This is a genomic window from Mesorhizobium sp. M2E.F.Ca.ET.219.01.1.1 (assembly GCF_004016445.2).
Lineage (GTDB): Bacteria > Pseudomonadota > Alphaproteobacteria > Rhizobiales > Rhizobiaceae > Mesorhizobium.
Genome location: NZ_SADT02000002.1, coordinates 1,218,517 through 1,231,382 on the forward strand (window position 1 = coordinate 1,218,517; position 12,866 = coordinate 1,231,382).

At 64.3% G+C, this 12,866-nt stretch carries 13 protein-coding genes; 6 read left to right on the forward strand and 7 right to left on the reverse strand.

The annotated features are described in order from the left end of the window. Positions 1-72: 72 nt before the first annotated feature. Positions 73-1,059 (forward strand): substrate-binding domain-containing protein, encoded by a 987-nt coding sequence (locus EN862_RS16765; protein ID WP_127227287.1) that lies wholly within the window; start codon positions 73-75, stop codon positions 1,057-1,059. A gap of 180 nt (positions 1,060-1,239) precedes the next feature. Here EN862_RS16765 and EN862_RS16770 read toward each other — a convergent pair whose 3' ends face one another. Then, positions 1,240-1,830, reverse strand: a complete 591-nt coding sequence (locus EN862_RS16770; RefSeq protein ID WP_127865380.1) for a TetR/AcrR family transcriptional regulator — start codon at positions 1,828-1,830, stop codon at positions 1,240-1,242. A gap of 82 nt (positions 1,831-1,912) precedes the next feature. Between EN862_RS16770 and EN862_RS16775 the strand changes: the two genes are divergently transcribed. Further along, complete coding sequence (locus EN862_RS16775) at positions 1,913-2,770, forward strand: crotonase/enoyl-CoA hydratase family protein (protein WP_127865381.1); 858 nt, start codon at positions 1,913-1,915, stop codon at positions 2,768-2,770. Positions 2,771-2,797: 27 nt separating this feature from the next. Here EN862_RS16775 and EN862_RS16780 read toward each other — a convergent pair whose 3' ends face one another. From EN862_RS16780 to EN862_RS16800, 5 genes are all read right to left on the reverse strand, one after another. After that, positions 2,798-3,883 (reverse strand): HPP family protein, encoded by a 1,086-nt coding sequence (locus tag EN862_RS16780; protein ID WP_127865382.1) that lies wholly within the window; start codon positions 3,881-3,883, stop codon positions 2,798-2,800. A 213-nt stretch (positions 3,884-4,096) separates the two neighbouring features. Next, positions 4,097-4,381 (reverse strand): hypothetical protein, encoded by a 285-nt coding sequence (locus EN862_RS16785; protein WP_127865383.1) that lies wholly within the window; start codon positions 4,379-4,381, stop codon positions 4,097-4,099. A gap of 33 nt (positions 4,382-4,414) precedes the next feature. Continuing rightward, positions 4,415-5,185, reverse strand: coding sequence for an SDR family oxidoreductase (locus tag EN862_RS16790; protein WP_127865384.1), 771 nt, complete (start codon positions 5,183-5,185; stop codon positions 4,415-4,417). A gap of 20 nt (positions 5,186-5,205) precedes the next feature. Then, complete coding sequence (locus EN862_RS16795) at positions 5,206-6,048, reverse strand: alpha/beta hydrolase (protein WP_127865385.1); 843 nt, start codon at positions 6,046-6,048, stop codon at positions 5,206-5,208. Positions 6,049-6,103: 55 nt separating this feature from the next. Beyond that, entirely contained in the window at positions 6,104-6,787 is a 684-nt protein-coding gene (locus EN862_RS16800; RefSeq protein ID WP_127865386.1) for an alpha/beta hydrolase, read from the reverse strand. 158 nt (positions 6,788-6,945) lie between these two features. Between EN862_RS16800 and EN862_RS16805 the strand changes: the two genes are divergently transcribed. Next, positions 6,946-7,563, forward strand: a complete 618-nt coding sequence (locus tag EN862_RS16805) for an ABATE domain-containing protein (RefSeq protein WP_127865496.1) — start codon at positions 6,946-6,948, stop codon at positions 7,561-7,563. A gap of 176 nt (positions 7,564-7,739) precedes the next feature. On the opposite strand, the gene EN862_RS16810 is transcribed toward EN862_RS16805, so the two are convergent. Beyond that, the gene (locus tag EN862_RS16810; protein WP_127865387.1) at positions 7,740-8,912 is read right to left on the reverse strand and encodes a cystathionine beta-lyase; all 1,173 of its coding nucleotides are present in this window, start codon (positions 8,910-8,912) and stop codon (positions 7,740-7,742) included. Between the two features lie 481 nt (positions 8,913-9,393). Here EN862_RS16810 and EN862_RS16815 point away from each other — a divergent pair, with 481 nt between their 5' ends. The 3 genes from EN862_RS16815 to EN862_RS16825 all read left to right on the forward strand — a co-directional run bounded on the left by EN862_RS16815 (position 9,394) and on the right by EN862_RS16825 (position 12,834). Next, a complete protein-coding gene (locus tag EN862_RS16815) occupies positions 9,394-10,422 on the forward strand; it encodes an amino acid ABC transporter substrate-binding protein (protein ID WP_127865388.1) in 1,029 nt (342 codons plus the stop codon). Between the two features lie 62 nt (positions 10,423-10,484). Then, positions 10,485-11,672: an amino acid ABC transporter permease gene (locus tag EN862_RS16820; protein ID WP_127865389.1), complete on the forward strand. Its 1,188-nt coding sequence runs from the start codon at positions 10,485-10,487 to the stop codon at positions 11,670-11,672. A gap of 4 nt (positions 11,673-11,676) precedes the next feature. Next, entirely contained in the window at positions 11,677-12,834 is a 1,158-nt protein-coding gene (locus tag EN862_RS16825; RefSeq protein ID WP_127865390.1) for an amino acid ABC transporter permease, read from the forward strand. Positions 12,835-12,866 lie beyond the last annotated feature (32 nt).

A 12,866-nucleotide genomic window follows, 5' to 3' on the forward strand; every position in this document is an offset into this window, starting at 1 on the left:
AGAGTCGGCGGCAGCGTCCCGAGAGAGCAACCAAAAGTCTGGCACCCGAGCCGGACAAGGAGGAGACTGAACATGAGAACCACACTGAGAGGATCGCGCGTCCTTCGGGCCGCGTTGCTGGCCGGTGCCGGCCTTTGCATCGCCGGCGCGGCCCAGGCGGCCGAGCCGCTGGTGAAGGCCTGCGCCAAGGACGGCCAGTTCGTCATCGGCTTTTCACAGGCCAACAATGCCGAGCCCTATCGCCAGCACGTCAACGACGAGCTGACGGCGGCGGCCAAGGAAGTGCCGGGCTTCACGCTGCAGATCGCCGACGGTGCCGGCAACGTCAACACGCAGACCTCCCAGGTCGACAATTTCATCACCCAGAAGGTCGATGTCCTGCTGATCTCGCCCTTCGAGGCCGCGCCGCTGACGCCAGCCGTCAAGCGCGCCATGGATGCCGGCATTCCGGTGATCGAGCTCGACCGCAAGACGGTAGGCGATCCCGGCAAAGACTACACCGCCTTCATCGGCGGCGATAATTTCAAGATCGCCGAGGAAGCCGGCAAGTTCACGGCGACGAAGCTGTTGCCCGACGGCGGCGAGGCGGCGGTGCTGGAAGGCCTGCCGAGCTCGACGCCGGCGGTGGAGCGTCTCAACGGCTTCAAGGAAGGCGTGAAGGCGAACTCAAAGATCCAGATCGTCGCCGAGCAGGCCGCCGACTGGGTTCCGGATAAAGCCCAGACCGCCTTTGCCGCGATGCTGCAGGCGCATCCCGACATCAAGGTCCTCTATGCCTCGAACGACATGATGGCGGCGGGCGCGCTGCTGGCCGCCAAGGGTGCCGGCAAGGACGTCAAGATCATCGGCACCGACGGCCTGCCTGGGCCGGCCGGCGGCATCGAGGCGGTGGCCAAAGGCGATTGGGCGGCGACCTTCACTTACCCGACCGGCGCCAAGGAAGCGATCGAGATGTCGAAGAAGATCCTGCTCGACTGCGCGACATCGGTGGATGCGACGGTGACTGTCGATACCACCGCCATCACTTCGGAGAATGCCAAGCAGTTGGCGGGAAAGTAACCGCGGGGCCCTTCAATCAACGTGTTGCGACAAGGCCCTCCGGGGCCTTGTTTGCTACCCGCGGTCAAGTCGCCTCGCAGCTAAGGTCGGCCTACTGACGCCGGCACCGCCTGGCTGGCCCTGTCCTGACGAGGCTGCCCCCTCGGACACCTCAATCGATGCGCCGGGAACGTCCACGATCTAAGCTACGTGTTTGCCTGCCATCCGCGCCCGTATCAGCGTCGCGGCGGCATGGCCGGCGGCGTTGACGTAGTCGGGATTGTGATGGATCAGCATGCTGGAAAAGGCGCCGTCCATCAAAAGCACGATCTCACGCGCCAGCATTTTCGCCTGGGCGACATCGTGGCTTGAAAGGGCACCGGCCAGCCATTTCTCGAAATTGGTCTTGTGGCGCGCTCCAGCCTTTACCGCCGGATGCCCGGGCGTCGCCGCCAACTCGGCCGCCGTGCGCAGGAAGCCGCAGCCCTTCCATTTGGGATGGCGTGCCACCCGCGCCAGGTTGGTGAAGATCGCCTCGACCTTTTTGTCCGCGCCGCCATCCGCCGCGTCGAACCAGCCCGCCATCTGCTCGAGATTGGGTTGGTCGCGCCCATCGAGATAGGCCGCGATCAGGTCGTCCTTGCTCTTGAAATGGTAGTAGAGCGTGCGCTTGGTAAGTCCGGCCTTTTCGGCCACGGCGTCGACGCTGACGCGGCCTATGCCTTCGGCATAGAAGAGCTTGGTCGCCGCATCGACAAGGCGTTTTCGGGTGGGATTGGGCTTTTCGCTCATCCTGCAAGTATACCGACTAGTGAATATACAAGCAATCGAAAGCCTGCTCCTTATCCCCCGGACCGCTGGAAAGGATAAAGCCATGACCGACCTTGTGCTGAGCGAGACGCGTGACCGCGTCGCGATCCTCACCCTCAACCGCCCCGACAAGCTGAACGCGCTGAATTACGCGCTGATCGACCGGCTGCTTTCGCGCCTCGACCTGATCGAGACCGATGATGACGTGCGCGCCGTCATCCTCACAGGGGCAGGGGAGCGCGCCTTTTCCGCCGGCGGCGATATCCACGAATTCTCGTTGAGCGTGGCCGAGGGCACCGATGCCGCGCTGCGCGATTTCGTCATGCGCGGCCAGCGTCTGACGGCGAGGCTGGAAGCGTTCCGCAAGCCGGTGATCGCCGCCGTCAACGGCCTCGCCTTTGGCGGCGGCTGCGAGATCACGGAGGCGGTGCCGCTGGCCGTCGCCAGCGACCGCGCCTTGTTTGCCAAGCCGGAGATCAAGCTTGCCATGCCGCCGACTTTCGGCGGCACGCAGCGCCTGCCGCGGCTTGCCGGCCGCAAGCGCGCGCTGGAGCTGCTGTTGACCGGCGAGACATTTTCGGCCGGACGCGCCGCCGAGCTTGGCCTGGTCAACCGGGTCGTACCGCACAAAGAACTGATGCAGGCGGCCTTTGACCTTGCCCGCCGCATCGTCAGTCATTCGCAGACGGCGGTCGCCAGCATCCTCACAGCGGTGGCGCGTGGCGTCAACTCGAGCATCGCGGAAGGCTTGCTGGTAGAGGCTGAGCAATTCGCCCGCGTGGCCCCGACAGCAGACCTGCGCGAAGGCTTGAGCGCCTGGATCGAGCGAAGGCAGGCGGTCTATGACGGTTCATGGGCGCATGTCGCCCGGCCGGACAAGGCCACGCGCGGTCTCGACCAAGCGGCCGGCTTGCCTGGCTAACGCCTCGCCTGAAGCGGCTCGGCGCTCCTAGGCCACCGCTTTCAACGGCGCCTCGCCTGCTTGCTGCATGCGAGCGGCCGCCGCCAGTAGGTCGGTCTGCGTGATCAGCCCGAGTATATGCCGGCCGCCATCGACGATCACCACCGCATGACTGCGCCCGTCGGTCAGCGTCGGCAGCAGGCTCATCGCCGGCATGTCGGGCAAAGCGGTGCTTGCTTTCGACATCACTTCTCCCACCGTGCCGGTCGCTTTCGTCAGCTCGCGCAGGCCGATTGCGCCGGTGAGCCGTCCTTCCGCGTCGACGACCGGCAACGTGCGGATGTTGTGGTCGATCAAAAGATTGCGCGCCTCGTCTGCTGAAGCCGTCACCGGCAGCGAGATCACATCGCGGGACATGATGTCCCGGCAAAGCAGCGTGCGTTGCGAGCGCACCATCGCCTGCAACTCGACCTGGCGCAGCAGACGCTCCAGGTCGTCGCGGTCGATGTCGAAGGTTTCGTCGAGCGCCAAGAGCGCCGCATCGACATCCTCGGGCCGGAAGCCGACGCGCTCGGCCGGCGGCCGATCGGCCGTGCCGTGACCACTGGCGACCGGCACGTGCACATGGGGATAGTTGCGCCGCGACAGCTTGTGGAAGAGGAGGCCGAGCGCCACCAGCACGATGGAGTTCAGCGCCACCGGCACGAAGGGGAACAGGAAGCCGGCGGCCGCAACGGCCGGCCCGCCGATCACGCCGGTCAGCGCAGCAGCCCCTCCCGGCGGATGCAGGCAGCGGGTGAACGACATGGCGGCGATCGCAAGCGCCACCGCGAGGCCGGAGGCGATCACCGTGTCATGCACAAAATGCGCCACCGTCACTCCAACCAGCGCCGAAATCGTGTTGCCTCCGACGATCGACCAGGGCTGCGCCAACGGGCTCGACGGAACGGCAAAGAGCAGCACCGCGGACGCGCCCATCGGCGCCACCAGCATCGCCACAAGCGGACCGCTGCCCGTCGCGAGTCCGCTGATCATGCCGGTGAGCGCGATGCCGATGGTCGCGCCGATGCAGGCGAGCAGCCGTTCGCGAAGCGTCGCGCCGGCAAGGATCGGAACGAAAAGGCGAAACGCCATGGCAGGCCCTGGATCGAATGGGTGGAATTGCGTTGCTCGCAATGACGCCGAAGTCGCGGATTTGGAAGCCAAGCCAATCCGCATATTCGCGGCCGGAGAAAATATTATTTCACGGCGCGCTTCAAAGCACATGCCGCCAGCGGCTTTGCCTTTGTCAATCGCGTCAAGGCGTTACGATGGTTTGCGGATTCGATCAGGGAACCGCCGGCGACGCTAACTCTGCTTGGGCCGTGCAGCGAAGCCCAATTTACCGAGCACCTTGACCGCGCCGCTCTTGCCGCCCTCGAAATCACCGGAGGCGAGCCGCACGCCGGTGGCGAACTCATAGGCCGTGCCCAAGATCGCCTTCGGCGGGTAGAGGCGGTCTTCCAAGGCCAGCTCATAAGTGGTGGTCGGGGCAAAGCCATGTTCGGCAAAGAACCGTTCAGGCCCCAGCCGGTCGTAGTCTTCCATCGCGCGCAAGACATGAGCGCGGGTTACACGGTCCCATGCAATCATCGGTCCATCCTCCTTTGCGATCGACGCTTCAAGTTAAACAGACTTCACCTCGCCGCCGTCCATGCGCAGCGTCGAGCCGGTCATCCAGTGAGCTGCGGACGAGACAAGGAAGGCCATCAGCTCGGCGATCTCCTCCGGCTTACCGTAGCGCGCGATGCCGGCTTCCTTGGGGAAATTGGCCGTCGCTTCCTCGACGCTCATCTTATGCAGCGGCGCCCAGTGCTCGAGATAGGATCGCCGTCGTCCCGTCATCACCGGACCTGGCAGTACGCTGTTGACCTGCACGCCGTCGGCGATGCCGCGGTCGGAGAAAGCCTTGGCGAGCGCCACGATCGCCGCGTTGATGGTTCCGACCGCCGCATAAGACGCCTTGGGAACCAGCGCCGAATTGCCCGACATCAGCACCACCGAGCCGCCGGCCGCCTTCAGCGCCGGCCATGCCGCGACGGTCAGCCGCCGGGCGCCATGCAGCTTCAGCGCCAGGCCGGCGTCCCATTGCTCATCGGTCATGTCGAAGAGGTCGACCTGCGGCACGGCGCCGGCGATGTTGAGCAGCGCGTCGATACGCCCGAAGGCGGCGAGCGTCCGGTCAACCACAGCCTGCGCGGCGTCCGGCCGGGCGAGGTCGGCATCGATGACCAGCACCTCGCCGCCGGCAGCTTTCGCGACTTCGGCTGTTTCCTCCAGCTTCGCCCGGTTGCGGGCGACCAGTACCAGCGCGGGAAAGTCCCGCGCCAGTCGGATGGCGGTCGCCTGGCCGATGCCCTGGCTGGCTCCGGTGACGACGGCGACGGATCTCGGCATGGCGAGTTTCTCCTTCCTGATCAGCCGAGGAAGTCGCGGATGGCGGCGGCGATGTCCCCGGCGTGGGTTTCGAGGGCGAAATGGCCGGTGTCGAGGAAGCGCACGACCGCGTCCGGTATGTCGCGTTTGAATGCCTCGGCACCCGGCGGCAGGAAGAAGGGGTCGTTCTTGCCCCACACCGCCAGGAGGGGCGGTCTGTGCGCGCGGAAATAGGCCTGGAAGGCCGGGTAGAGCGCGACGTTGCTCTTGTAGTCGCCGAAGAGGTCGAGCTGAACTTCCTCATTGCCGGGGCGGGCGAGATAGAAGCTGTCCAGCGAATGCCCGTCGGGCGCGACCATGTCCGCCGGGGCGCCATGCGTGTATTGCCAGGCAACCGCTTCCGGCTTGAGGAAGCCCCGCAACGCTTCGCGGTTGGCGGGCGAAGGATCCCGCCAATAGGTCTGGATAGGGTTCCAGCCGTCGCTCAGACCTTCCTCATAGGCGTTACCGTTCTGCGAAATGATCGCGGCGATGCGCTCGGGATGCTTTACCGCCAGCCGGAACCCGGTCGGTGCGCCATAGTCGAAGACATAGATGGCGTAGCGGTCGAAGCCGACAACTTCGGTGAAGCGGTCGATGATCGCGGCGATGCGGTCGAAGGTGTAGGTGAAGTCGCTGGCCTGCGGCATGTCGGAACGGCCGAAGCCCGGCAGATCGGGCGCGACGATATGGAAACGGTCGGCGAGCAGCGGAATGAGATCGCGGAACATATGGCCCGAGCTCGGAAAGCCATGCAGCAGAAGCAGTTTCGGCGCGTCGGGCTGGCCGGCTTCGCGATAGAAGATGTTGAAGCCGTCGACATTCGCTGTCCTGTAAGCGGTCATTTTTCTCTCCATAACTGAATTGATATATATTAGACGGTTACTCGAAGGCCGAACATCAGCCTCGGGCGGCCTCGACAATGATCTCGACGACGGCGTCGGGCGCGGTGACCATCGGTGTGTGGTCCAGCGGCTGCTGACGTGTTTGCGCCTTCATGCGTGCCGCCATGAAGCGCTGGGTTTCGGCGGCGATCATGCGGTCCGCCTCGGCGACCAGGAACCATGCCGGCCGATCGCGCCACAGCGGCCGCGCCACGGGAACCGTGATGCAGGCCGGCGAGATGGGCCGCTGGACCGCGCGCAGCACGGACAGATCCTGTGTCGAGGCGTTTTGCGCAAAGGCTGCCGCAAAGGCCTCATCGGGCAAATAGATCAATCCATGCGCGTCCGGCGTGAGTTTCGGAGCCTTTGCGTGCGGTTCGGCGCGGGTGAAAACGTCTGCCACCGTCTCGCCTTCGTCCGGCGCGAGCGCTGCGATATAGACCAGCGCCTTAACCTTCTCGCTTCGTGTGGCGCCGATCACGGCGCCGGCATAGGCGTGCCCAACCAGGATGATTGACCCCTCGATGCGCTCCAGCGCCCGGTCGAGCGCGGCAACGTCGTCCTGGAACGACGTCAGCGGCAGCGGCGCAGCCACGACATTGAAGCCTTGCGCGGCCAGCGCCGCGATGACCTTGGCCCAACTCGATCCGTCCGCCCAGGCGCCATGAACCAGCACGATATTCACTTGCTTCGCGGACATGTCGCTTCCTCTCGTCGGGTTAATAACCATATTGATTGATTTAGAACGGTTACGCCTGGAGGTATAACTTGTCAAGAAGGTCCGAACCGGTTATCACGGAGTCGTGTTCACGATTGGACGCCACGGCGGAAGCCGCTTGGCGTGGAAAGGAAGTTTCGATGGTTCGCTCACCCGCGCTTTTTGTCGGCGACGCGCCCGGCCTCGATTTTCTGAACTCGATCGCGACCCCGCTCGACACGCCAATCGATTGGATCGACGACGGCGAGGGCCTGCTGGACTGGCTGGGGCAGGCGCGGCTGGTGCCGGCGGAAGTGCTGGCGACGATTCGCGCCCAGGCGCTGCCCGGCGAACTCGACAAGGTCGCCGATCAAGCGCGGCAATTGCGCGAATGGTTCAGGGGCTTTGTGCACGGGCATAAGGGGCGGGCGCTGATGGGCGCCGATCTGGCGGAGCTCGACCCGCTCAACCGCCTGCTGGAACGCGACGAGAGCTTCAGCCGGATCGCGCCCGCCGGCGGCGGAGCGCTCGTACTTCAGACGGCTCGCAAGTGGCGCACGCCCGAGGCGCTCCTTCTGCCGATCGGAGAGGCGCTGGCCAGACTCGTCTGCACCGAGGATTTTTCACATGTAAAGGCTTGCGAGGGGCCGGCCTGTACGCTGCTTTTTGCTGACCATACCCGCGGGCACCGGCGCCGCTGGTGTAGCATGGCTGCCTGCGGCAACCGGGCAAAACAGGCAGCGCACCGGCACAGGCACAAGGATCACGACCATCACTAAATCGAGCGAGGCGCGGCGCGCCTCGCTCGATTGGCTGCTGGCGCGGCACGCACCCGGATCGCGCGCAAGCGCCCGGCGCATCAGCGCCATGTCGCCGGCTCCCGGCCTACAAAAGGTTCCTGAGTGGGTGCTCCGGCAGAGACTTGTCCGGTTGGAATCTTCCGCCGATCAGCTCGTTACTCGGCGGCAGCCGCCGCGGCCAGCCCACGCGCGATGTCGGCCTTGAGGTCCTCGACATCTTCCAGCCCGATCTGCAGGCGGATCAGCGAACCGGCATACGAACCCTTGGCAAGCGTGCGGTCGCCCAGGAAGACCGGAACGGCGAGACTCTCATAGCCGCCCCAGGAATAGCCAAGGCCGAAGATCTTGAGCGCGTCGAGGAAGGCGTGCTGGGCCTTCTGGCCGCCACCCTCGAGGACGATCGAGAAGACGCCGCTCGAGCCGCAGAAATCGCGCTTCCACAGCGCATGGTCGGGATGGCTTTCCAGAGCCGGGTGCAGCACCTGTGCGACGCCCGGCTGCTCTTCAAGCCAGCGCGCTATATCGAGCGCGGACTTGCGGTGATACTCGAGCCGCACCCCCATCGTGCGCAGGCCCCGCAGCACCTGATAGATGTCGTCGGGTCCCGAACAGCAACCCAGAGTGCAGAAGCCATCATAGAGCTGCTTCCAATATGTCTCGTTGGCCGAAACCAGGCCAAGCAGCACGTCGGAATGGCCGGCCGGATATTTCGTCGCCGCCTGGATCGAGATGTCGACGCCATGGTCGAGCGGCTTGAAATAGAGCGGCGTCGCCCAGGTGTTGTCCATCATCACGATGGCGCTGGCTTCATGCGCCGCCTTGGCGATCGCCGGTATGTCCTGGACCTCGTAGGTGTTCGATCCCGGCGATTCGGTGAACACCACCCTGGTGTTGGGCCTGATCAGCGAAGAAATGCCGGCGCCGATGCGCGGCTCGTAATACTCGACCTCCACCCCGAGTCGCTTCAGCATCGTGTCGGCGAAGTGGCGCGTCGGGTGGTAGACGCTGTCGACGATCAGCAGATGGTCGCCGGCGGCGAGGAAGGCGAGCAGCGGCACCGTCACCGCCGCCAGTCCCGAAGGCACCGCGATGGTGCCGGCCGAGCCTTCCAGCGCGTCGACGGCGAGCGTGAGCGCATCCATCGTCGGCGTGCCGCGCGTGCCGTAAGTGTATTTCTGGCTGCGTCCGGCCATCGAGGCAGCATCGGCGTAAAGCACCGTCGAGGCGTGCACGACCGGCGGGTTGACGAAGCCGAAATAGTCACGCGGGTTGTTGCCAGAATGGGCAAGCAGCGTGTTGGTGCCCATTTCGATGCCGTCTTTAGCCATGGTTCGTCGCCAGCAATTGATGTAAGGGGCCGAATGATTTCAGGGGACCAGCCATAAAGCGGCGACCGAGCCCGTGCAACCGCGTCAGGCCCGCCAAAAGCCGGTCTTCGGCTGGGCCAATCCTAGCCCGCCCGCGCCCAATAAAGCACCGCTATTGCCGAAGCGGATTCGGCCGCCGGCTCATAGATTCGCCCCGTTGCAACTTGACTGATTTGTTCGCATCGCCTGCCGATTTCATGGGCTCTTGTCCGCAATTCAGGCATTTGCGGCAATTGCTTTTCAAACCTTTGGGGTTTCGGTCATTTCCCTTGACCTCACGGGAATAATCGCCTTCGATGCGTTTCGTGAATGGGAGGCAGCGCATCGGCTACCGATGCGGGTCCGGGAGCGGGCCTTAAGTGGGAGCTGCATTCACAAACGAAAAAAGATCAAGGGTCGCCTGGCAGCAGGGGCGCCTGTAACAGAAAAGGGTATGTGGGTCATGAAACACATTGCAATCGGCATTCTTGGCGCCGCCTCGCTCGGGTTCATGGCGTCCGCCGCTTCGGCAGGCACGCTCGACACCGTGAAGCAGAAGGGCTTTCTTCAGTGCGGCGTCTCGACCGGTCTTGCCGGCTTTTCGGCCCCGGACGACAAGGGTGACTGGAAAGGCATCGACGCGGACTTCTGCCGCGCCGTTGCGGCCGCCGTTTTCGGTGACGCCTCCAAGGTCAAGTTCACGCCGCTCAGCGCCAAGGAGCGTTTCACCGCGCTGCAGTCGGGCGAGATCGACCTCCTGTCGCGCAACACCACCTGGACCAGCAACCGCGATAGCGCGCTCGGCCTCGATTTTGTCGGCGTCACCTACTATGACGGCCAGGGCTTCATGATCAACGCCAAGAAGCTGCCGGGCGTGAACTCCGCTCTGCAGCTTTCCGGGGCCGCCGTCTGCGTGCAGAGCGGCACCACGACCGAGCTGAACCTCGCTGACTACTTCAAGAAGAACAAGATGGAATACAATCCCGTCGTGTTCGAGAAGCTGGAAGAGGTCAACGCCGCTTACGATGCCGGCCGCTGCGATGCCTACACCACCGACCAGTCCGGCCTCTATGGCATCCGCCTGACGCTGTCCTCGCCGGCCGATCACGTCGTGCTGCCCGAGATCATCTCCAAGGAGCCGCTCGGCCCGGCCGTGCGCCAGGGCGACGATCAGTGGGCGCATATCGCGCGCTGGACCTATTTCGCGCTGCTCAACGCCGAGGAAGCCGGCATCACCCAGGCGAATGTCGAGGAGATGAAGACCTCGACCGATCCGAACATCCAGCGCCTTCTCGGCACCGAGCCGGACGGCAAGTACGGCGCCGATCTCGGCCTTTCCAACGACTGGGTCGTGAACATCGTCAAGGCTGTCGGCAACTACGGCGAAATGTTCGAGCGCAATGTCGGCTCCGGCAGCCCGCTCAAGATCGCGCGAGGGATCAACGCGCTGTGGACCAAGGGCGGCCTGCAATACGGCCCGCCGATCCGCTGATCGAAACGTGATCCGGGAGGCAGGTTGTCTGTCTCCCGGTTTCTCTTTCCAGGGGACGGTCCATGGCTTCGCAGGAAATCCTTCGCGAGGAGCCGAGCCGCGGCTCCTTTATCAATGACCCGAGAATACGCAGCCTGTTCTTTCAGACGCTGGTCGTGATCCTTCTGTTCAGCTCGATCTGGTGGATCGTTCACAACGTCATCGAAAACCTCCAGCGCCTGCACATTGCCTCGGGCTTCGGCTTCCTGAAGAGCAGGGCCGGCTTCGACATCTCCGACACGCCAATCGCCTACACGTCCGACTCGACCTATTTCCGCGCGCTGGTCGTCGGTTTGCTCAATACGATCATCATTGCCGTCGCCGGCATCGTGCTTGCCACTGTCGTCGGCTTCCTCATCGGCATAGGCCGCCTGTCGCAGAACTGGCTGATCCGCAAGATCTGCACGATCTATGTCGAGGTCTTCCGCAACATTCCGCCGCTGCTGGTCATCTTTTTCTGGTATTCCGGTGTGCTCGCCGTGCTGCCGCCGCCGCGCGAGAGCATCCATCTGCCCCTCGGCTCCTTCCTCAACCAGCGCGGTTTCTATCTGCCGCGCGCCGTCTGGGGAGATGGTTCCTGGCTGATCGGCGTCGCATTTCTGCTCGCCATCGCGATGGCCTGGTTCGTCGCCCACAGGGCGCGGCAGCGGCAGCGGGCAACCGGCCAGCAATTCCCGGTGTTCTGGACGTCGGTCGCTCTCATCATCGGCCTGCCGGTGCTTGCCTTCCTGCTCAGCGGCATGCCGCTCACCTTCGATTTTCCGAAGCAGTCGACCTTCAACCTGACCGGCGGCTTCTGGATCAAGCCTGAGTTTTTGTCGCTTCTGCTGGCGCTCTCCTTCTACACCGCGGCCTTCATCGCCGAGATCGTGCGCGCCGGCATCAGGGGCGTCAGCAAGGGCCAGACCGAGGCGGCAGCGGCACTCGGCCTGCGCTCCGGTCCGATCCTGCGGCTGGTGGTCATCCCGCAGGCGATGCGCATCGTCATCCCGCCGCTCACCAGCCAGTATCTCAACCTGACCAAGAACTCCTCGCTGGCCATTGCCATCGGCTATCCCGATCTGACAGCCACCGCCGGCACCGTGCTGAACCAGACCGGACAGGCAGTGGAGGGCGTGTTCATCATGATGATCGCCTATCTGGTGCTGAGTCTCGTGACGTCCTTTGTCATGAACATCGTCAACGCCAGAATGGCGCTGGTGGAGAGGTAAGGCCATGCAGGAACACGACATGTCCTGGGTGCGCACCGAGATGGCGCTCGCGCAGCCGGCGCCGCCTACCGAGCGAGGCGCCTATGCCTGGGTGCGCAAGAACCTGATCGGTTCGGTCGGCGACACCGTCCTCACGGTGCTGGGCATCGCCATTGTGCTTTGGGTCTTGCCGCAAATCATCAACTGGGCCTTCATCAACGCCGTTTGGACCGGCCCGGACCGCACGGTATGCACCACCGCCTCGCAAGGCGGCATCCAGCCCGACGGTTGGACCGGCGCCTGCTGGGCCTTCGTCAACGCCAAGTTCGGCCAGTTCATGTTCGGCACCTATCCGGTCGAGGAGCGCTGGCGGCCGATTCTGGTCGCCATCCTGTTTGTGGCGCTGCTGGTGCCGATGCTGATCCCGCGCGTGCCGCGCAAGGGGCTGAACGCCCTGCTGCTCTTCGTGGCGCTGCCGATCGTCGCCTTCTTCCTGCTGGTCGGCGGCGTGTTCGGCCTGCCGCATGTCGAGACCCCGCGCTGGGGCGGGCTCCTCGTCACGCTCAGCCTGTCTTTCGTCGGCATTGCCGTGTCGCTGCCGATGGGCATCGTGCTGGCGCTCGGCCGGCGTTCGAAGATGCCGATCATCAAATGGCTATGCGTCGTCTTCATCGAAACGGTGCGCGGCATTCCGCTGATCACGGTGCTGTTCTTCGCCAGCGTCATGCTGCCGCTGTTCCTGCCGGAAGGCGTCAGCTTCGACAAATATCTGCGGGCCCTGATCGGTGTTTCGCTGTTTGCCGCCGCCTATATGGCGGAAGTGGTGCGCGGCGGGCTGCAGGCGATCCCGAAGGGCCAGTATGAAGGCGCCGACTCGCTCGGCCTTGGCTACTGGCAGAAGATGGGCCTGATCGTGCTGCCGCAGGCGCTGAAGCTGGTCATCCCCGGCATCGTCAACACCTTCATCGGCATGCTCAAGGACACCAGCCTGGTCCTGATCATCTCGATGTTCGATCTGCTCGGTGTGGTGAAGCAGAACTTCGCCGACCCCAACTGGGCGACGCCGCAGACCCCGAAGTCCGGTCTGATCTTTGCCGCCTTCGTTTTCTGGCTGTTGTGCTTCGGCATGTCGCGCTATTCAATGTACACCGAACGCCGGCTCGACACCGGCTACAAACGCTGATGCCTGTCGCCCAAAACTGTGGCGCGGTTTGG

Excerpts from the sequence above, each read along its gene's own strand:
- EN862_RS16820 (WP_127865389.1), top strand. The coding sequence starts at position 10,485 with ATGGCTTCGCAGGAAATCCTTCGCGAGGAGCCGAGCCGCGGCTCCTTT.
- EN862_RS16775 (WP_127865381.1), top strand. The coding sequence starts at position 1,913 with ATGACCGACCTTGTGCTGAGCGAGACGCGTGACCGCGTCGCGATCCTC.
- EN862_RS16790 (WP_127865384.1), bottom strand. The coding sequence starts at position 5,185 with ATGCCGAGATCCGTCGCCGTCGTCACCGGAGCCAGCCAGGGCATCGGC.
- EN862_RS16770 (WP_127865380.1), bottom strand. The coding sequence starts at position 1,830 with ATGAGCGAAAAGCCCAATCCCACCCGAAAACGCCTTGTCGATGCGGCG.
- EN862_RS16800 (WP_127865386.1), bottom strand. The coding sequence starts at position 6,787 with ATGTCCGCGAAGCAAGTGAATATCGTGCTGGTTCATGGCGCCTGGGCG.
- EN862_RS16795 (WP_127865385.1), bottom strand. The coding sequence starts at position 6,048 with ATGACCGCTTACAGGACAGCGAATGTCGACGGCTTCAACATCTTCTAT.
- EN862_RS16810 (WP_127865387.1), bottom strand. The coding sequence starts at position 8,912 with ATGGCTAAAGACGGCATCGAAATGGGCACCAACACGCTGCTTGCCCAT.
- EN862_RS16785 (WP_127865383.1), bottom strand. The coding sequence starts at position 4,381 with ATGATTGCATGGGACCGTGTAACCCGCGCTCATGTCTTGCGCGCGATG.
- EN862_RS16765 (WP_127227287.1), top strand. The coding sequence starts at position 73 with ATGAGAACCACACTGAGAGGATCGCGCGTCCTTCGGGCCGCGTTGCTG.
- EN862_RS16805 (WP_127865496.1), top strand. The coding sequence starts at position 6,946 with ATGGTTCGCTCACCCGCGCTTTTTGTCGGCGACGCGCCCGGCCTCGAT.
- EN862_RS16815 (WP_127865388.1), top strand. The coding sequence starts at position 9,394 with ATGAAACACATTGCAATCGGCATTCTTGGCGCCGCCTCGCTCGGGTTC.
- EN862_RS16825 (WP_127865390.1), top strand. The coding sequence starts at position 11,677 with ATGCAGGAACACGACATGTCCTGGGTGCGCACCGAGATGGCGCTCGCG.
- EN862_RS16780 (WP_127865382.1), bottom strand. The coding sequence starts at position 3,883 with ATGGCGTTTCGCCTTTTCGTTCCGATCCTTGCCGGCGCGACGCTTCGC.